The organism is Glaciihabitans tibetensis (genome assembly GCF_003003265.1).
GTDB lineage: Bacteria > Actinomycetota > Actinomycetes > Actinomycetales > Microbacteriaceae > Glaciihabitans > Glaciihabitans tibetensis.
This window is the reverse complement of sequence record NZ_PVTL01000001.1, coordinates 671,123-690,286: the sequence shown is the minus strand read 5'-3', so window position 1 is coordinate 690,286 and position 19,164 is coordinate 671,123. Positions and strand designations below refer to the sequence as shown.

The 19,164-nt window shown below is 64.9% G+C and carries 19 protein-coding genes; 9 read left to right on the top strand and 10 right to left on the bottom strand.

Translation table 11 applies throughout. From position 1 onward, the window contains the following. Positions 1–82: 82 nt before the first annotated feature. Entirely contained in the window at positions 83–1,234 is a 1,152-nt protein-coding gene (locus B0I08_RS03265; RefSeq protein WP_342748150.1) for a glycoside hydrolase family 26 protein, read from the bottom strand. On the opposite strand from B0I08_RS03265, the gene B0I08_RS17690 reads away from it, so the two are divergent. Further along, on the top strand, positions 1,224–1,445 hold the full coding sequence (locus B0I08_RS17690) for a hypothetical protein (protein ID WP_181243201.1): 222 nt from the start codon (positions 1,224–1,226) through the stop codon (positions 1,443–1,445). The two genes, B0I08_RS03265 and B0I08_RS17690, sit on opposite strands and share 11 nt — an antisense overlap. Positions 1,446–1,514: 69 nt before the next feature. Here the strand turns inward: B0I08_RS17690 and B0I08_RS03260 are convergent, their stop codons facing one another. The 9 genes from B0I08_RS03260 to B0I08_RS03220 all read right to left on the bottom strand — a co-directional run bounded on the left by B0I08_RS03260 (position 1,515) and on the right by B0I08_RS03220 (position 11,484). Next, positions 1,515–2,024: a flavin reductase family protein gene (locus B0I08_RS03260; RefSeq protein WP_106209715.1), complete on the bottom strand. Its 510-nt coding sequence runs from the start codon at positions 2,022–2,024 to the stop codon at positions 1,515–1,517. Then, entirely contained in the window at positions 2,017–2,448 is a 432-nt protein-coding gene (locus tag B0I08_RS03255; RefSeq protein WP_106209714.1) for an Ohr family peroxiredoxin, read from the bottom strand. The genes B0I08_RS03260 and B0I08_RS03255 overlap by 8 nt, the downstream gene beginning before the upstream one ends. 18 nt (positions 2,449–2,466) lie before the next feature. Further along, positions 2,467–3,927, bottom strand: coding sequence for an aldehyde dehydrogenase family protein (locus B0I08_RS03250; protein ID WP_106209712.1), 1,461 nt, complete (start codon positions 3,925–3,927; stop codon positions 2,467–2,469). Continuing rightward, entirely contained in the window at positions 3,914–5,437 is a 1,524-nt protein-coding gene (locus B0I08_RS03245) for a GMC family oxidoreductase (protein WP_146134302.1), read from the bottom strand. The genes B0I08_RS03250 and B0I08_RS03245 overlap by 14 nt, the downstream gene beginning before the upstream one ends. Positions 5,438–5,628: 191 nt before the next feature. Beyond that, the gene (locus B0I08_RS03240) at positions 5,629–6,387 is read right to left on the bottom strand and encodes an SDR family NAD(P)-dependent oxidoreductase (RefSeq protein ID WP_106209708.1); all 759 of its coding nucleotides are present in this window, start codon (positions 6,385–6,387) and stop codon (positions 5,629–5,631) included. Further along, positions 6,384–8,432 carry an oxidoreductase gene (locus B0I08_RS03235; RefSeq protein ID WP_106209706.1) on the bottom strand — a complete coding sequence of 683 codons (2,049 nt, stop codon included), beginning with the start codon at positions 8,430–8,432 and terminating at the stop codon, positions 6,384–6,386. The genes B0I08_RS03240 and B0I08_RS03235 overlap by 4 nt, the downstream gene beginning before the upstream one ends. Beyond that, on the bottom strand, positions 8,426–9,880 hold the full coding sequence (locus B0I08_RS03230; RefSeq protein ID WP_106209704.1) for an aldehyde dehydrogenase family protein: 1,455 nt from the start codon (positions 9,878–9,880) through the stop codon (positions 8,426–8,428). Before B0I08_RS03230 ends, B0I08_RS03235 begins: the two co-directional genes overlap by 7 nt. Next, the gene (locus tag B0I08_RS03225) at positions 9,877–10,275 is read right to left on the bottom strand and encodes a RidA family protein (RefSeq protein WP_106209703.1); all 399 of its coding nucleotides are present in this window, start codon (positions 10,273–10,275) and stop codon (positions 9,877–9,879) included. Before B0I08_RS03225 ends, B0I08_RS03230 begins: the two co-directional genes overlap by 4 nt. A gap of 9 nt (positions 10,276–10,284) precedes the next feature. After that, positions 10,285–11,484 (bottom strand): LLM class flavin-dependent oxidoreductase, encoded by a 1,200-nt coding sequence (locus B0I08_RS03220; RefSeq protein WP_106209701.1) that lies wholly within the window; start codon positions 11,482–11,484, stop codon positions 10,285–10,287. Positions 11,485–11,560: 76 nt separating this feature from the next. On the opposite strand from B0I08_RS03220, the gene B0I08_RS03215 reads away from it, so the two are divergent. From B0I08_RS03215 to B0I08_RS03180, 8 genes are all read left to right on the top strand, one after another. Beyond that, on the top strand, positions 11,561–12,427 hold the full coding sequence (locus tag B0I08_RS03215) for a thioesterase family protein (protein WP_106209700.1): 867 nt from the start codon (positions 11,561–11,563) through the stop codon (positions 12,425–12,427). Between the two features lie 73 nt (positions 12,428–12,500). Beyond that, positions 12,501–13,202, top strand: coding sequence for an isochorismatase family protein (locus B0I08_RS03210; RefSeq protein ID WP_181243161.1), 702 nt, complete (start codon positions 12,501–12,503; stop codon positions 13,200–13,202). Beyond that, positions 13,199–14,068 (top strand): amidohydrolase family protein, encoded by an 870-nt coding sequence (locus B0I08_RS03205; RefSeq protein ID WP_181243159.1) that lies wholly within the window; start codon positions 13,199–13,201, stop codon positions 14,066–14,068. The genes B0I08_RS03210 and B0I08_RS03205 overlap by 4 nt, the downstream gene beginning before the upstream one ends. Next, the gene (locus B0I08_RS03200) at positions 14,065–15,456 is read left to right on the top strand and encodes a dihydroorotase (protein ID WP_106209696.1); all 1,392 of its coding nucleotides are present in this window, start codon (positions 14,065–14,067) and stop codon (positions 15,454–15,456) included. Before B0I08_RS03205 ends, B0I08_RS03200 begins: the two co-directional genes overlap by 4 nt. Further along, positions 15,453–15,863 (top strand): nuclear transport factor 2 family protein, encoded by a 411-nt coding sequence (locus tag B0I08_RS03195; RefSeq protein ID WP_106209694.1) that lies wholly within the window; start codon positions 15,453–15,455, stop codon positions 15,861–15,863. The genes B0I08_RS03200 and B0I08_RS03195 overlap by 4 nt, the downstream gene beginning before the upstream one ends. Further along, positions 15,863–17,218, top strand: coding sequence for an amidohydrolase family protein (locus tag B0I08_RS03190; protein ID WP_106209692.1), 1,356 nt, complete (start codon positions 15,863–15,865; stop codon positions 17,216–17,218). Before B0I08_RS03195 ends, B0I08_RS03190 begins: the two co-directional genes overlap by 1 nt. Positions 17,219–17,227: 9 nt before the next feature. Beyond that, positions 17,228–17,869: a helix-turn-helix domain-containing protein gene (locus B0I08_RS03185; RefSeq protein ID WP_106209691.1), complete on the top strand. Its 642-nt coding sequence runs from the start codon at positions 17,228–17,230 to the stop codon at positions 17,867–17,869. A 220-nt stretch (positions 17,870–18,089) separates the two neighbouring features. Then, the gene (locus B0I08_RS03180) at positions 18,090–19,157 is read left to right on the top strand and encodes an ABC transporter substrate-binding protein (RefSeq protein WP_106210020.1); all 1,068 of its coding nucleotides are present in this window, start codon (positions 18,090–18,092) and stop codon (positions 19,155–19,157) included. Positions 19,158–19,164: the final 7 nt, after the last annotated feature.

The following is a 19,164-nucleotide window of genomic DNA, read 5'->3' as shown; positions in this document are numbered from 1 at the left end:
CCCGCCCGTGGTACCCCGGTCGATGCCGCACCGGATGGGATAGTCGCCCCGGTACGGCTTCGCGTCCTAGCGTCCTATCGGCCTAGCGTCGTTCGGCGAGGGCGGCGGCCAGGGCGTTCGCGGAGGTGAGGGAGCTGTTGATTCGCCAATCGGCTTCCTTGTTGTGGTTGAACCACACGAAGCCCATCACATCGCCCTGGGCTTTCAGGTAGGAGACGAGATCCCTGTTCCAGACGGCCTTCGACCCGCCGGATTCTGCGGACCCCGTTTCGGCGATCAGGATCGGTTTTCCCGGGGAGAGGGCGCGCAACTGCGCGAGGCCAGGTCCGAACAGCGTTCCCGGTGATGTCCACGAACTCCAGGATGCAGCGGTGCCCCAGTTGTATCCATCGAGGGCAACAATGTCGACATACGCCGAGCCGGGATAGAGACCGGAAAGAGCGGTGGACCCTGTGTACGGGATGTTCGGGCTCCACACCCACTGCACGTTGGTCGCGCCCGCGGCCACCACCACGTCGTGCACGTGGCGCCAGGCTGCAGCAGAAGACCCCGGCGCGTTGGCGTTAGCGCCATCCGCCCACGGGTACCAATTGCCGTTCATTTCGTGGGCGTAGCGCAGCAGCACCGGTTTGCCCCAGCCCGCGAGAGCGGCGCCCCATTGGCGTAGAGAGGGGTCGTAATCTCCAGCGATGATCCGATTGTTCGCGAACGCGGGCTGGTCGAGACCTCCGCCCCAGCGCCAGGGCTCCCAGGTAATCAGGCTCGTGGCCCCGCGTGCGGCGACGCTGTCGAGATCGGCAATCGGTGGTGCCTGCCCGAAGTCGTAGTAGGACAGCACGATCGAGGGGCTTTCCCCTGCGAGCGACGCCACCGCGTCGAGTTCGGCGTTCGCTGTGGCGCCACCCGGTGTAGAGACACCGAAGCGCAGCTGAGCCATGCTGATGGGCGGCTGGGCAGTGGCGGACGAAGGGGAAGGAGTCGTAACGGCTGGAATCGGCGCAATTGTGGCGGGCGTTGGCGCCGTGGACACGGCGCTGTACGTCACCGTGAAGGACGCGGACGCGACGCTCGCCCCATCGGTCGCGCGGATAGCGACGGTTGCGCCCTGAGTGGGTGCAACGGTGATCGTGCTGGAGAACGCTCCCGTGACGGAGGTGGTGAACGCCACGCTGCTGGCGCCGGCGGTAAGGGTGCCGCGTGCCTTTTTCGCGAACGCCGCGCCCGTGACCACCACGCTGGTGCCTACAGGGCCAGAAGCCGTCGACAACACGATGCTTGCTGGCGCGCGACCGGCACTCGCCGGCGGCGCGCTCGACGTTCCCGTTGCCATGAGCGCGCCGACGGTGATGAAGGCCAGCAATGTTTTGCTGAACCAGGAGATTGTGACCAAGGACGCCCCGATGTTTGTTCCCCGAAGATTACCCCCTGGCGCAGGAGTTCTGTAACAATCTGGCTTTTATAACACCAACCGCGTTATTAGCTTCCCGTCATTCCCACACGATTGCGGCGTCGTGTCAGAGCTCGTGAACGCGGCGGAATTCTGAGTCGTGCCAGAGCAGGGGCATCACCTCCGGGCTGCCCTCCATCGCTGTGACCCTGAGCAGAACCATGAGATGGTCTCCGGCGACTGACTCGCTCTCGATTGTGCAGTCGAAACGAGCGGTTGAGCCAGCCAGCAACAGGGCACCCGATTCGCTCGCGTCAAATTCCGTCCCCGCGAAACGATCGGTGCGTCGGCTCGCCAGTTGACGACCGAGCCACGCCTGGTCCTCGGCGATCACCGACACACCGATACCGCCGGCCGTTCTCAGGACCGGCCAGGTGCGGGACTGCGCATCGATACAGATCAGCATGAGCGGCGGCTCCAGCGACACAGACACGAAGGCGCTCACGGCGAGACCTACCGGTTCCCCGTCGATCAGCGAGGCGACGGCCATCACCCCACGAGGGTAGAGGGTGAAGCCACGGCGGAGCACCCCCGGGTCATCTATTCCGGAGATCGCGGCACTCACTGTCTCAGTCATTCGTCGCAACTTTGCTCCCGTTGGCCGTCAACACAACCGCGACGTTGCCCCTCAACGCGTTCGAGTACGGGCACACGCGGTGTGCCTCGAGCACGAGCGCGAGCGCCAGGTTAGGGTCCTCGACCGCAGGCAGGGTGACGTCCAACGCCGCCTCGATGTAAAAACTGCCGTCTTCGGCAGAATGCAACTCGACTGACGACTCGATGGACGTAAGACCGACATCGACCCGTTGACGACGCGCGACGGTGGCCAATGCGCCCTCGAAACACGCTCCGTAGGCGATCGCAAAGAGCTGCTCGGGATTGGTCCCCTCCCCGTTGGACCCCGGGCGTGAGAGGGAAAGGTCAAGTTTTCCGTCGCTGGTAGAACCGTGACCGGTGCGGCCGCCTGCAACGTGGGCGTTCGCCGTATAGATGTGTGCCATGGTGTGATTCCTTCGGTTCTAGTAGGGGTAGAGGGCGATCTCGGGCTGGACGGTCACCCATTGCTGTTCGGTGAACGCATCGGCGTTGTACCGGGTGGATCCGACGCGGCTGCCGTTTCCTGATCCGGCCATCCCTCCGAAGGGCTGAACGACGTCGTCGACGAGGGTCTGGTCATTGATGTGGACATTCCCGCTCACGGCGAGGTCGGCGAAGGCGAGCCCCTGCGCGATGTTGGACGTGAGGACGCCGAGAGAGAGGCCGTATTCGGTTCCGTTGGCGAGTTCCACCGCTTCGTCGAAGGTGTGAAAGACGGTCACCGGAGCAACCGGACCGAAAATTTCGCGGTCATACGCCGGTGTGCCGGGCTGAACATTGGCGAGGACCGTTGGCGCATAGAAAAGCCCGTCATAGGATCCACCGGTGATGACCGTGGCCCCCGCAGCCACGGTATCCGTCACAATTGAATGCACCGAGTCGCGTTGCCGTGCATCAATCAGCGGTCCAACCATCGCAGCGGGGTTGAGGGCGGGATTGGCGATGAGCAGAGCCTCCGCGTGCCGTGCCAAAGCTTCGACGTAGGCGTCCGCAATCGAAGCGTGCACCAAGTGGCGACTCGAGGACATGCAGATTTGGCCAGAGTGCATAAACGATCCGAAGGCGCCCGCGCTTGCGGCCCGCTCGATATCGACGTCGTCAAAGATAACCAGCGCGGAGTTGCCTCCGAGTTCCAGATGCAATCGTTTGAGTAGCGGTGCGGCCTGCGCGGCGATGGCCTTGCCCGCCGCGGTCGATCCCGTAAAAGCGATGATCGGCACGCGGGGATGACCAACGAGTGCCGCCCCGACGTCGCTTCCGCCCGGGAGCACGGCGAGCACGTCTTCCGGCAGCCCCGCCTGGAACAGCGCTTCGGCGATGATGATGCCGCCGGTGATCGCCGTACGCGGGTCAGGCTTCACGATGACGGCATTGCCCACCGCGAGCGCCGGTGCGATCGAGCGAAGTGCGAGGTATAGCGGCGAGTTGAACGGCGCAATAACGCCAACGATTCCGGCGGGTACCCTCCGCGACATACTCATCCGACCGGCTGCCGACGGGTAGAGCTCTCCAACGGGTTCAGCGGCGAGGCCGGCAGCTGCGTACAGAGCCTGCGCGCTGATGGTCAGTTCGAAGTAGGCCTTGCCCACGGTGCAGCCGGCCTCCCGGACGAACCAGTCGGCGAGTTCGGGCCCGTTGACCTCGAGGAGGCGGCCTGCCTCGCGGAGCACCGCAGCACGCTCGGAAGGCGGAGCCGCTGCCCAGCTACGCTGGCCCTCCGTGAGTGCGCTGACCGCGGTGCTGAGATCGTCGACGGTGGCGGTCGCGACACGACCGAGCACGTCTCCCGTCGCAGGCTCGACGATATCCATGGATTGCGCGGCACGTGCGGGCTTGCCGGTGTGAAGGACGGTGGCGAATGTGCCCGGGTCAAGAAGTGGCATGGGTCGGTCTCCCTGTCGTGGATCGGTTCTCAGTGGTGGTCAGTTGGGTGGCGAGCATTTCGCCGCCGCGCCAGCCCACCGCCATGCTCGCGAGCATGGTGTTGGCGCGGGGGCTGATGGGGATGACTGAGGCGTCGATAACGCTCAGACGGGCCACGCCGCGCACCGCGAGGCTCGGGTCGACAACAGCACTTGGATTGTCATCGGTTCCCATCTGGCAGGTACCGACGGCATGACCGTACGAGTCCTGATGGTCGCGGATGGCGCCATCCAGATCGTCGGACGTCCACCAGGGCGAGACCGGCGGTTCGAAGACCCCCGCCGCGACCATGTCGTCGACGTATTGCGTCGCGTCCGCGAGGACCGCGCGCCACGCCCGTTTGTCCTGCTCGTCACTCAGGTGGTTCATCCGCACCTCCAGGTCACCGTCAGACGAGAGCGTGACGGCACCGCGGCTCGTCGCCCGCATCAGGCCGATTCCGACGAGGACCTCGGCCTCGTCGGATCCGGGAACGTAGGGGAGCGCCTGGTGCGGGTACAGGTGTACCTCCAGGTGGTCGTCCTGCTCGATCTCGTAGCGCAGCAGCGCACCATTGACCGGCCGCAGACCGGGCGCTTTCGGGTCCGTCGCGCGCACGCTCAGCACCGCCCAGGGATGGTCCTGCAGATTGCGGCCCACGCCGGGTATCTCGACCTGCATCGGCACGTTCGCCTCGGCGAGTGTGTTCGCGGGCCCGATGCCGGAGCGGAGGAGGATGGCGGGGGAGTTGAAGCTACCCGCGCTGAGAACCACGTGATCGGCATGGAGCGCCTCGAGTCCGTTGGGCCCGTTGACCTCGACACCCACACACTCGCCGTCTATCAGCAGCAGCCGCGTCACCTCGGTCGACGTACGCACCGTCGCACGAGCGCGCAGCCCCGGGAGGACGGCAGCGTGGGTGCCCCAGCGACGGCCATTGTCGACCATGTTCGTGGGCCAGTGACCGACGCCGAGCGCTCCCGGCGCATTCTGGTCGTCGACCCAGGCGTGCCCGCGTGCTCGTGCCCATTCGACGAACGTCTCGTCGATGGGGCTGAAGGACAGCCGGGTGATCGGGATGGGCCCCTCCGAACCGTGGCCGGGCTCCGAGCCAAATTGCGCGTCATTCTCGATCGCTTCGAACGAGGGGGCGATGTCTTCCCAGGCCCACCCGGGCAGGTTCCACTCGTCAAAGCACCACGGCTGCCCACGCAGTGCGGCGGCAGCGTTTATCGAGGTACTCCCGCCGGTCACCTTGCCGCGCGGCAGGCTGAGGCCGGTGGCCGCATCGCTGTCACCCCAGTCCACGCCCGGTCCAAATGCGAGATCGTCGAGCAACCACCGCGGGGGTGGTGATCCCGCATCCGCACCCGCCTCAATCACGGTGACCCGGGCGACGTCGGCGAGCCGGTCGGCCACCATGAGCCCGGCGGCGCCGGTGCCGACGACTATTACGTGCGGTCGCGGGTCGGCGAGGGGAGAGTGTGTCATCGTGGCCCTTTTCGTGGACTTCGTGCCGGCAGGTGTGCTTGCGGCGGTACGTGTGGTGTCGATACGTGTGGTGTCGGTACGTGTGGTGGCAGAACGTGTGGTGTTAGTACGGTTGGTGTCGGTATCCGTGGTGTCGGTATCCGTGGTGTCGGTATCTGTGATGTTGGATGTCGTCATGCTTGAGCCCATGGTCAGGCGAGACTTTCGCCGCCGTCGAGAACCAAAATCTGGCCCGTGGTCGAATCAGCATCGGACGAGCAGAGATAGCTGATGGAGGCGGCAACGTGCGCGGCCTCGATCGGCCTGCCGAGCGGTATGGCTCCCAGCTTGCGGGCAAGATACGCAGGGTCCGCGAGCACATCAGCAGTCATCGCCGACGGAACCACGGTGGGAGCCACGGCATTCACTCGTATGCCGTCGGCAGCCCATTCGAGTGCGAGGAGCCTGGTCAGGTGGCTGAGGGCCGCTTTGCTTGTGGAGTACGCGATCGAGTTCTTCGCGGCGAGGAAGGCGTGAGTCGACGACACGGAGACCACGTTGCCGCGGCCGGACGCACTGAGGAAGGAGTGGCTCGCGCGCGCCATGCGGTACGCGCCCGTCAGATTGACATCCAGGATGGCCTGGAATTGCGCGGAATCGGTCTCAAGTGCAGGTCTGCGCACCATTATTCCGGCGCCGTTGACGAGGATATCCAGCCCGGCCCAGGTCTGGACAACCTCGGCGACGACCGTGGTGCAGCTATCGTCTGACCGCACGTCAAGGCGATGCACGCTCGTGCGCTTTCGTTGATCGACGGTGAGCGCCCCGCGGATGACATTGAGAGGTTCGAGGTGGATGTCGGCCAGCGCAACCGTGGCGCCCTCCTCGAGCAACCGCTCCAAAATTGCCCGTCCGATCTCGCCGGCGGCCCCTGTCACCAGCGCGATCCGGCCGTCCAATCGCGCGCTCATGCTGCCGTCCCCCGCCCAAGCTGGTAGGGAGCACGGGCGGAGATGCCAGCTAACACGGTTGTGTTCGCGACGCCGATGGAGAGCCCAACCGCCCGCCCCTCGTAAACGGCTTCCTGAGCGCTCCGAGGAGCAAACGCATCACCGACGAGGTGCACCTCACCATGCCACCCAACCTCCTGAAGTGTGTCGAACAGAGCGGTGGTCGCGCGCGCTGGGCGCACGTGCACCACAGAATCGACGTTGTCCAGCGACACGTCGGGGCCGCCGATGGTGTGCTCGAGGTGAAGCGCGCCGCTTTCGGACGAGCGCAGTTTGCTCAGCGTGTGAACCCTCACGCCCGCGGCGCCGAGTCGCGAACCGAGCGCGAGACGCGAATACACCGTGACCCGTGCGGCGAATCCTGGCGTGGACGAGACCAGATCGACGAGCACGCCGTCTGCAGCCAGCTGCTCCGCGAGCCCGCTCGCTTCCCAGGTGCCCAAATCGTCGACGATGACGCAGTGCTTACCGACGACGTCAGGACTCTCCAGCACTGACACGGTGTCGTAGACCGGTGTGCTGCCGGAGAGCGTGAGCCGGGTGGCAGGATCGGGTGCCGCCCCGGTGGCGAGTACCACGCAGTCCGGTGCGAACTCGGCGACGAGAGCAGGGGTGGCCTCGGTACCGAGGCGCACGATCGCCGCGGAAGCGCGGAGTTCGGCCGAAAGTTCGCGCGTCAGGATGGCAAAGCCGTCCCGGCCACGCATTTTCACGAGGTCGCTGAGGACACCGCCGAGCTCGTCGCGTCGGTCCACGACCGCGACCGTGTGGCCGCGCCGCACAGCGGTAACGGCGGCCTCGAGTCCGGCCGGTCCTGCGCCGACCACCAGTACGCGGCGCGGCTGCGCGGTGCTGCGCTCCGCGGCATCCCACGCCTTCTCCATGCCCACTTTGGGATTGACCGTGCACGTGATGGGAGTGACGGCTTCGAGGTTGGCGTTGCACCCCTGGTTGCAGGAGATGCAGCTTCTCGGTGCTGGACCGTCACCGAGCGACAGAGCTGTCAGGGCGGGCTCGGCGATGTGCGCACGGGCAAATCCGACCAGGTCTGCCTCGCCGCCAGCGATCATCTCGGAGCCGGTCTCGAGGGTGTCAATCCGGCAGATGGCCAACACGGGGATGTCGGGAAACTCTGCTTTGAACCGCGCGGGGAGTGCGCGGAACGGAGCGCGTGGGTAGCTCATATCCGCCATTTGGGTGGACAGCGAGGGCGCACCCACGTAGGCAGAGTGGCTCACGTGCAAGAAGTCGATGGTGACGTCCTCGCGCAACCACTCGACAGCCTGAACGACGTCGTCGGGTCCGAGACCGCCGGGAAGAAACTCGTCGGCGCTCAAACGCAGCCCCACGGCGCCGCGGCCGGCGACGACGTCGGTGACAGCCATCACCACCTCGCGGGCGAGTCGAAGCCGGGATCGGGCAGAGCCGCCGTATCCGTCGCTGCGGTCATTGGTGAGTGGTGAAAGAAATTGCTGGAGCAGGTGTCCATGCCCAAGATGGATTTCCATTCCGTCGAACCCCGCGGCGAGCACACGCTCGGCGCTGGCGGCGAAGCCAGCGATTACCGTGTCGATGTCGAACGTGTTCATTACGTGCGGAACCGTCGCGCCGGTAGTCCACGGTGTGGAGCTGGCGCCCCAACTGCCGTGGTGGTCGTCCCCGGAATGGCGCCCGGTGTGCAGGAGCTGGGCGAACAGTGCAGAGCCCTCGGCATGCACGGTCTCCGCGAGAGCCGTCAGCCCGGGTAGTGCGGTGTCATCGAAGGCGTGCAGCCCAAGCCGCCGCAGGCTCGTCGGATGCACGCGGATGCCCTCGGTGATAATGAGCCCGGCGCCGCCCTTTGCCCGCGCGCCGTGGTACGCGAGGTGTCGATCAGTGATGAGGTTCACCCCGGGTTCCCCGAAGTTCGTGGTGTGCGGCGCGACGAAGATGCGGTTGCGCAACCGCGCCGGACCCAGATTCACCGGGTCGAGCAACACGGCGGCGTCGGCGGAAGCAATCACCATCGGGTGGACACCGATTTGATGTCGGTGAAGAACTCGATCGCGTGTTTGCCCTGCGAGTGCACGGTGCCCACGAACGACTTGCGGCGTCCACCGAACCCGACCTGGGCGGTGGGCGCGGCTACTCCCACGTTGATGCCCACATTGCCCACGTCGGCCTGAACCGCGAAACGACGAGCGGATGCTCCGTCCCGGGTGAACAGCGATGCCGCATTGCCAAACGGGCTCGAGTTCACAAACGCGATCGCTTCGTCGAGTGTGGCGACGCGCACCACAGCGAGCAGCGGTCCGAAGGTCTCTTCGACGACGAGGGTGTTGTCCAGACCGATGTCGGTGAGCACGGTCGGACCGAGGAGGTAGCCACCATCCGGGGTGATTGCGGTGCGACCGTCGACCAGAACGGTCGCCCCACCGTCGACGGCGGCCGTGATCGCGGCAGAGACGGCGTCGACGGCCGCCCGCGAAATCATCGGCGGCACCTGCGACGCCGGATCCGTTCCCGCCGCGACCACCAGCGAGCGAGCGCGAGAAGCAATGCGGTCAACCAGGTCATCGTGGATGTCACCCACGGCAACAAGGAGACTGCTCGACAGGCAGCGCTGGCCGGCCATCGCGAACACCGAAGCGGTGATCGCATCGGCGGCGGTGTCGAGGTCGGCGTCGGGCAGTACCACCAGCGGGTTGCGTGCGCCGCCCGCGGCCTGCGCGCGTTTGCCGGTTGCGGCGGCGCGTGCGTACACCGCAAGCGCCGTGGCCGAGGAGCCCACGAGCGAGACGGAGGCGACGTCGGCGTGGTCACAGAGTGCCTCGACCACGACCCGGCCGCCGTGCACAATGTTCACCACGCCGTCGGGAAAGCCGGCCTCGCGCACGAGCTCGGCGAGCGCGCTCGGCGCGTAAGGCGCCTGCTCCGAGGGCTTGATCACAATCGTGTTGCCGCTGGCGAGTGCCCAGGTCCAGTAGATCAGCCCGGTCATGATGGGGAAGTTGAATGGCGTGACGACGGCGCAGACCCCGATGGCCTCTCGCACGAGCTGCGAGTCGAGCCCGGGAAGAATGTCGATAACCACCTCCCCGGCCAACGAAGCAGGAGCAGTCGCCGAAGCTTCGAGATGTTCGATTGCACGAGCGAGTTCAGCGCGCGCATCGGCGGTCGCCTTGCCGTTGTCCCGCGTGATGATCGCAGCGAGCCGATCGGCGTCGCGTTCGATCAACGAAGCCAGTTTCACGAGCAGTCGCGCGCGCTTTGTTGCCGGAACGGCCGACCACCCCGGAAACGCCTCGGCGGCTGCTGCAACCGCGCGGTCCACCACTGACACATCGGCGAGCGGTACCCGTCCGAGTTCTTCGCCCGTTGCGGGGTTGAACACGGGCGCCGTGTCGAGCCCGTCGAGCGGACCGTATTCTGCGCCGATCAGGAACCACGGTGTGGGGGGAAGTTCGATCGTCATTCGGCACTGCCTTTCACTGCGATGGCATCGATCTCAACCCGGCACTGGCTGCCGAGGCCGACGTAAATGGTCGCCCTGGTGGGAAAGTTTCCCGGGGCCCAGTACTCGCGGTAGACGGAGTTCATTTCGTCGTAGTACGCGCGCTCGGAGAGATACACGGTGGTTTTGACCACGTCGTTGAGCGTGCAACCCGCGTCGGCGAGCATGGCCGCGATCGCGTCGAGCACGATCCGGGTCTCATTGGCAATGGAGTCCGCAGACAGCATCCGCGTACGTGTCTCGTTGTCAAAGGCCATGCCGTTGACAAACACCAGGTTGTTGGTTTCGACTCCCTGGGAGAGTGGGTAGCTATCGTCGTACTGTGGCCCCTCGGGCACTCGGATGATGCGCCGCATGGCTGGCCCCTAGTCTCCGGTGAGCGGGCCAAAGCCCTCGGGCATAGACGGCGTTACCGTCGGGCTGAAGGAGCTGTCGAAGTGAGGCATCACTTCGTCCACGAAGAGCTTGTTCGAGCGCATTACCTGCTCCTGGGTGAGCCCGGGAATCCAGGACCAGAGAACGAGGCGGTCGACGCCGTACTCCACGTTCAGGTGTTCGATCTGCTCACGTACAGTCTCGGGCGACCCGATAAAGAGGTGCTCTCGGGGGAAAAGGAATTTCCACCATGAGCCGGTCTGGTCTTCGTCGGTGAGCGGCTCGCCCGGGTTGGCAAACATGTTCCGTGGTCGCACGCCGCCGACGTAGTTGAACAGGGCTTCGATCAGCTCGCGGGCTTCCGCCTCGGCCTGCTCGTCGGTGTCTGCCACGTACACCATGCGCATCAGTGACACGCCCTCGCCGCGGGCGGCCGGGCGCCCAAGGGTCTCGGACAAGCTTTCTTGGTACACGTCCATTGCCTCACGGAGACCTTCGCGCGATCGCAACCAGGTGATGACGTTCATCCGCTCCTCCGCGCTTGTCTTAAAGCCGGGAGTTTTATCGAGCAGGTTCCACATCGACGGGTAAGGCTTTTGGTAGGGCTTCGGGATGATCGACATCCCGACGTATTCGTCGTCCTCGGAGCGCCAGAGCGGGTTCCGCGGATACCAGGTGGCCGAATCCTTGACTCCGGGGTGGGGGAACGTGAAGAACTCGCCGTGATGCACGAGTGCCTCCTGGGTCCACGCCTTCTTCACCACTTCGAGCTGCTCGAGGAAATACCGCCAGTTCTTCTGCTCGTCTGCACCACGGTCGGCCTCGATGTTGAAGTTGGTGAACTCGCGCCGCTGGATGCCACGGGCAACGCCGATGTCCAGACGCCCCTTGCTCATCTGGTCGAGCAGGGCAAGATCTTCCGCAAGTCGAAGCGGGTGCCAGAACGGGGGAGTGACCGCACCGGTACCAATTCGGAGGTTCTTCGTAATACCCGCGACATATGCACCTGCAAGGATCGGGTTGGGGTTGATCTCGAACCCTTCGCCGCCGAAGTGATGCTCGCCCTGCCAGAGCGTGCCAAAACCAGACTCGTCGAGGTGCAGGATCTGCTCGGTGGCCATGTCGAGGAGCTCGCCATAGCGGTATTCATTGCCGGGATTGTCCATGGTGAACAGGTAGTCGAATTTCATGGGGCTCCTCGAACGTTGCGGGATATTGAACCTATACTAGAAGTATGTACACCAATACAGCACACTTTTTGTTGTGATGCGAATTCCTGATGTCGCGGCTGCAGCATCCCCCGGTCGAGCCCGCACCGCGGTGGAGGTCGACTTCGACTCGGCCTGGGCGATCGAGTCCATGTTCGGCGGCGCGGTTGCCGTCGCCTGCGTTGAGGCTGCGCGAACCGTTTGTGGCACCGCAGATGCGGCCCCGATCGCTACGTCGATTCGCTTCCTTGCCCCCACTCCGGTGGGCCGCGCCACGATCGTCGTGGACGTCGTTCGAGTCGGACGTTCGTTCACAACGGCGCATTGTGAGGTCGAGTCGGGCGGGCGAACCACCGCGAGCATGATCGTCACCTTCGCCCCCGCGGGATCCGTGTCCACTGTCGAAGAACATTCGTCACCGACACAACACCCGGCACCGGAACAGCACTCGTCACCGAACCCATCCGGGCTCCCGCCGTCCGCGCTATCGGAAGGGGCGGGCTCGTCGGTTGCGCAACAGGTCGACTGGAGGACCGCGGTCGACTGGACGGGGGAGGGTCCGTGGCCCGAAGTATTCACCTCGTGGCTGCGACTCCGGGGATGGACCGGCGACCCGACCGACCCCGCCCGCTATCTCCTGGCGGCCGACCTCATCGGTCCGGCCCTTGCGGCACGGGGCATCGCGCTTCCCTTTCGAGTGGCGACCGTGTCGCTCGATGTCTCCACTGTGCGCCGCACTGCGTCGCAATGGCTTGTCCAGCGGATCGTGGTGCGTGCCGTGGGTACCGCTGCAGTTGCGGATCTGGAGTTACTCACCCCGGGGGGAGTAGTCGTGGCGACTGCGACGCAACACGCTGTACTCACCCCGGCGACCGCGGAAGACCTGCCCTTCGCGGCTACGGGTTTCGGCTGGGGCAGACCGTGAGTATTTCCTGTATAGATAGAAAGATGATCGGTATAAGTTGACGCGCCAGCATTCTGTCTCTATCGTCGGGTCTGTGACTACCCCCGAGACGCCCTCGCCCTGGTTCCCCACGATCAGCCCTGCCGACGAACGCCTGTACGCAGCGGCCGGGTTTGGGCGGTCCGCGGGGCTCGGTGACAACATTGCCATCCTGGTGATCGACGTGCAGTACCGCACCGTCGGTCATACCCGGGAGCCGATCGCCGACGCAATGCGCGAATATCCGACCGCGTGCGGCGACCGCGGCTGGGGAGCCGTCGACAACATTGCGCTGCTTCTCACCGCCGCGCGCGCACAGGGCGTCCCCGTGCTGTTCCCCCACGTTGCGCCCAAAACGGCGACGACGCCCGGCGGTTTCCGCGCCAAATCGCCGAGCCTTGCCTCACCTGACGCCGCGGCCTACGAGTTCGTTGCCGAAGCGGCTCCGCTGCCCGGAGAACAGCTGATCCCCAAGGACCACCCGAGCGCGTTCTTCGGCACCGGGCTTGTCAGCGCGCTCATCCAGATGGGTATTGACACCGTCCTCCTCACCGGGTGCACCACCAGCGGGTGCGTTCGTGCGAGCGCCGTCGACGCGTTCTCCTTCGGGTTCACCGTGGGTGTCGTGACGGACGCGGTGTACGACCGCACAGATACAGTGCACGCGGCATCCCTCTTCGATTTGAGCAGCAAATATGCCGACCTCATCTCGACAGCCGGTGCGGTGCACCTCATCACGGCGGGGGATACCGCGTGAGGGTGGACTGGCACAGCCACGTCTGGCGCCCGGAACACCTGGGGCCACACTGGGGTCCCGAGCTCGATGCGAATGTCGCTGCTGCCCCGAGCGAGATGGGCAGCTGGGAGTCTCACCTCGGGGCGATGGACGATGCCGAGATCGACGTATCCGTGGTGCTCGGACTCGTCGCCTGCGACATCGATCTGGACATTCCCAACGAGTACATCGCGGGCCTCGTTGAACAAAATCCCGACCGAATCATCGGCTTTGGGAGCGTCGACCCCAGTGACCCGCAGGCGGTGGACAAGGTCAGGTACGCGGCGACCGACCTGGGGCTGCGGGGGATCAAACTGTCCCCGCCATACCAGGGCTTCCACCCGCACAGCGACGCTGCGTGGCGGGTCTATGAGGCCGTCGCGGAACACGGAATGGCGATGACTTTCCACCAAGGTGGGGTGTTCCTGCGTTCCGGTGCCCTCGAGTTCGCTTCGCCAGCGCTGCTCGACAAAGTCGCGCGCACCTTTCGCGACACCCAGATCATCATCGCCCACGCGGGACAGCCGTGGACTTTTGAAACGACCGCGGTGATGTTCAAAAACCCGAACGTTTTCACCGACCTGTCGGCCCGGTACGGCCGCCCCTGGCAGCTTGCCGCGATCCTGCGAAACCTACTCGACTACGGGGTGACCGACCGCGTGTTGTTCGGCTCCGACTTCCCCATCTACACCCCCGCCGACTGCATCACGCAGTTCAGGGCCCTCGCGGGGGAGAGCGTGGCGGGAATGCCACCCTTCGAACCCGAACTCATCGAATCCATCATCAATGACCGGCCGCTCAGCCTCCTTGGGCTCGAGCTGCCACCGACCAAAGGACTATCCGAATGACACTGACGACTACGCCATTCGATCTCGTCATCCGTGGGGGCACCCTCGTTCGTCCGCGCGAGACGCCCGTTCTCGGTGACGTTGCTGTGCGCGACGGCCGCATCGCCGCCATCTTCGAGCCAGGGCAGTCCATCGAAGCGACGGAGGAGATCGACGCCACCGGGCTGCACGTTTTCCCCGGTTCCATCGATCCGCACTGCCACATCGGCTTAGGTGGCGGGATGGACGAGTACGCCACCGACACGGGAGCTGCCGCCCTCGGGGGCGTCACGACGATGATGTACATGCTCTCTAACGGGGATTCCTACCTGCCGATGTTGGAAGCCCATCACGCGGCGGCGGATGCCGTCTCGAAGGTCGATTTCGGGTTCCACGTGACGCTGATGACGGACGAGCACCTCGCTGAGCTCGACGAGATCAAGGCGCGGTTCGGCCTCCGGTCATTCAAGTACTACATGCACTTCCGCGGTGACGAGGGCAAGTACCTCGGCGTCGAGGGAACCCACGACGGAAAGCTCTTCGAGATCCTCAGTGCTGTCGGAGCGAACGAGGACCTGCTCCTGGTCCACGCGGAAAACCCCGAAGTCGTCTGGGTGCTTCGCGACAAGCTCGTGGCCGAAGGCCGGGATGACCTGTCCGCCTGGGATGAGGCGCGGCCCCCGTTCGTAGAGGCTGAGGCGGTGCGCCGAGTGGCGTATTTCGCAAACACCGTGGGCTGCGACCTCTACCTCGTACACCTCAGCACAAAGGATTCCCTCGACCAGGTTCGCGCAGCTCGCGCCGAACTGAGCGACCTCACGATCTCCGTGGAGACCTGCCCGCACTACCTCACCCACGATGTCGACTATCCGCGGGGGCTCGTCGGTAAGGTCAACCCGCCGCTGCGCCAGCCGGACCAGCCGGAGGCTATCTGGACGGGATTGGCGGACGGCACGATCGATACGCTCGGCTCCGATCACGTAGGCCGTCGCCTTTCGGCAAAGGAGGGGACCATCTGGAGCGCCAGCGCGGGCTTCCCCGGGGCCCCGACCACCCTGCCGGTTCTCCTCTCCGAGGGGTACCACAAACGGGGCCTGCCCCTGGAGCGCATCGCCGAATTGACCAGCAAGCGCCCCGCGGAACTGTTGCGCCTCACCGACTCCAAGGGCGACATCGCGGTAGGACTGGACGCCGATTTCTCCCTGGTCGATCTCACGTTTGAACGCACCCCGACAGCAGAATGGCTCGGCACCTGGTCGGACTACTCGCTCTACGAAGACATGCCGCTCACGGGTTGGCCACGCCACACGATTCTGCGCGGCGAGACAGTCGTCCGCGACGGCGTCCTCGTTGGCGCTCCCGGCGCCGGCCACTACGTACGCGGCATCCGGGAAGAGTCGGTCCAGTGAGCACCGCCAGGGAACAGAATCTCGCCGTCCTCCGGGGATACTTCGACGCGATGGCCGACGGCCCGGCGGCTGCAATGCCGTTCTACTCGACTTCGGTGGAACTTACTGTGCCCGGGTCACACGCTGCGTCCGGCACCTTCATCGGGCACGACGGAGTGGTCACCTTCGGCAGCACCATGGCGCGACTCACCGACCGCACGTTCCGGCTCGTGCCCATCGATCTGCTGGCAAGCGACGACCACGTCGTGACGTACGCGAAGGCGTCCGCCGAAGTCGCCGGGGAGAAGCTCGAGTGGCTCCGCGTGATCGTGTCGACCGTCACAGACGGCACCCTCGCCCGGCTGCGCTTCTTCGAATCGGACCAGGTCGCCGTCGATCGCCTGCTCAACGCGGCATCCACCTGCTGATGGGCGCGGTAACCATCATCTCCGCCTCGCTCGTTTTCGCCGACGATGACTGGAAGGCAGACCACGCGATCGCCATCCTTGGCGACGTCATTGTGGCCGTCGGCGACATCGGCTCGGTCCAGGCGGCCTATCCCGATGCTGCTGTCGAGCATTGGAACGACAGCGCGATCGTCCCGGGAGGGGTCAACGGACACGGGCACACGTTCCAGGCGCTGCTGCGCGGGTTCGGAGATGACCTGAAGTTCGGTGATTGGATGGGTGGACTGGTGCACCCCACCGCCGCCGGACTCGGTACGAGTGCGCTGGACATCGGCGCCCGCTATGACTTTGTCGAAATGCTTCGAATGGGCATCACCACGGCGGTGGAATTTTTCTACCTGCACGACGAGGGAAATGACAACTCCCGGGTGATCCTTGAGGCGGGCAAGGCCGTCGGGCTGCGAACCGTGCTCGCCCGGTGCATGTTCGACGCGAACCCGGGCCCCACGCGCTATCAGGAATCCCTCGAAACCTACGAGAAGAACTTCCGGGAGCTGAGCCTCGAGGTGGAGAACGAGCCGCTTCTCGAGGTGCATCCTGCACCCCACTCGGTGCTGGGCACCAGTGCCGAGATGCTGAAGCTTGGCTCAGCCCTAGCGCACGAATTTTCTGTGCCCCTGCACGTGCATGTTGCAGACAGCCAGGGCGAGGTGGATGTCTCGAACCAACGTTTTGGGCACAGCCCCGTCGCCCGCCTGCACGATGTCGGAGTACTCGACGACCATCTCCTCGCCGTGCACACCGTGCGCGTCGACGAACCAGACCTAAAGCTGCTCGCCGAATCTGGGGCAACAGTGGTGCACAATCCATCCACCAACGCGTTTCTCGGCGGAGGAATTGCACCGCTGGTCAGGATGCGGGAGCTGGGCATCCCGGTGTGCCTCGGCACGGACGCCGGGGGAGCCAACAGCAGGCAGTCGCTGTTCGAGGAGATGCGTATGGCCGCGCTACTAGCGAAAGCGACATCGCGCGATGGGAGCATCATCACGGCCGTGGACGCGCTGCGACTCGGCACCTCCGCTGGCGGTGCTGCGCTCCGGATGCCGGTCGGCCGCATCGCGACGGGCTATAAGGCGGACCTCGTCAGTCTCGACCTCGAAGCACTTTCGTTGCGGCCTCGCCGCACCGCGACGCAGAACATCATCTATTCGATGCTGCCCGAGGCCGTTGCGCGCGTCATGGTCGGAGGCCGACTCGTTATGCAGGGCGGCGACGTGCTCACCGTCGACGCTGCGGCGATTGGGGCCGACGTCGACCGTCTGACCGCCGGCTGGACACCTTTGACTGGGTCGCATCCAATTCCAGTGTCACGGTAATATCGGGCTGTGAATCAGCCCGGAACCGACGCCGTCCCTGCCGCCGACCGCGCGGCATCCGTTTCCCCACAATCGCCCTCGGGCGGAGATGGCGGTTTCGACGAACAGCAACTCGGCACGTACATCCGCGAGCTGCGGGTCAAACGCACTATGTCGTTGCGCACGCTCGCCGGCCTGTCCGACGTCTCCGTGAGTTTCCTCTCCCAGGTCGAGCGGGGCACCGCCAGCCCCTCGATCGCCAGCCTGATGCGCATCGCCAAGTCACTCGATCAGACGATCGGCAGCCTGTTCGAACACCCCAGCACCAACAGCCGCCTCGTGCGCGCGGGCGAAGGGCCGCGCTTGGTGCACCCCAAGCGCCAGTGGGCGGAGGAGCTGCTGACGCCGCGCGATTTCTCGCGCCTACAAGTCATCCGCTCCACCCTCGCGGTTAAAGGAACGACTGGCCCGGAGATGTTGAGTTATGGCGGGGCGTCGGAATCGAGCATCGTGGTCGAATCGGGCTCGCTTACCTTCACCCTTGGCGCAGAGGAATTTTTGCTCGCGGAAGGCGACTGCCTCTCCTACGACGCGAGCATGCCGCATCGCATCACCAACGCCGGAGCGACTCCCTGCGTCATGGTGTTCATGAGCTCCCCTCCGATCTACTAGCTCTCTCTACTAGCTCTCTCTACGCGGGCGAACTCGCTGCGGCGATAGCCCTCCCGGGTTTGTTTACCTCTCTGTAACACAGCGCTCCTGCCGTCGAAACACATCGTCCTTAGTGTTCGGTATAGGTTCCATTTTGTACACCTCAGTCAGAATGAACCGAACACCTAGATTTCCGACCACCTTGACGCCCGAAGACCGCACGGAGAGAACTCACATGCCCATGATCCGTTCCGCAGCCGCACCACGCACAGCACGCCGAAAGTCTCGCCGCCTCCTTTCCTCCGCCGCCGTAGCACTGACCGTGACGATTCTGGTCGCAGGGTGCAGCAGCTCGTCCGGAGCGCCCGCTGACGACGGCGACTTTGGGGAGCTCAGCATTCAGCTTTCCTGGGTGAAGGATGTCGAGTTCGCGGGGGAGTACATGGCCGACAGCAAGGGATACTACGAGGACGCCGGATTCAGTTCGGTCAACCTTGTCGCCGGCCCGGGCGCGACCGAATCGCTGGTGGCATCCGGGCAGATGCTCGTGGGCATCACCGACCCGATTTCTGCCGCCCCTGCGATCGTCAACGAAGATGCACCGATCAAGATCATCGGCACGACCTACCAAAAGAATCCCTTCTCGATTCTGTCGCTCAAGGACAAGGGCAACATCGTCACGCCGGATGACCTCGTGGGCAAGCGCATCGGTGTTCAGGCCGGCAACGAGACGCTGTTCTCCGCTCTCCTGAGCGCGAATGGAATCGACGAGGCAGACGTGACCGTTGTGCCCGTTCAGTACGACCCGTCGCCGCTCATCAACGGCGACGTGGACGGCTTCCTGGCGTATGTCACCAACGAGTCGGTGACCCTCGAACAGCAGGGCTATGAAGTCGAGAACCTCACCTACGCGGACAACGGACTTCCCTTCGTAACCGAGAGCTACATCGCCTCTGACGACTCGATCGAGAACATGCGGCCGCAGCTTGAGGCGTTCCTCTACGCGACCATCCTGGGATGGAAGGACGCGATTGCTGACCCGCAGGGCTCCGCAGACCTCGCGGTGAACGACTACGGAAAGGCGCTGGGGCTCGACACAGCCAAGCAGCTTCAGCAGGCGGAAGTCACCGTCCCGCTTATTGTGACCGACGAGACAGAAGAGAACGGCCTGTTCACCATCTCCGAATCTCTCATGGCGCAGAACCTCGAAACGATCGCGGCCACCGGCGTGACCATCAGCGAGGAGGACCTGTTTGACATGTCGATCCTCGCCGACGTGTACGAGGCCCACCCCGAACTGAAGAACTGATCCAGGA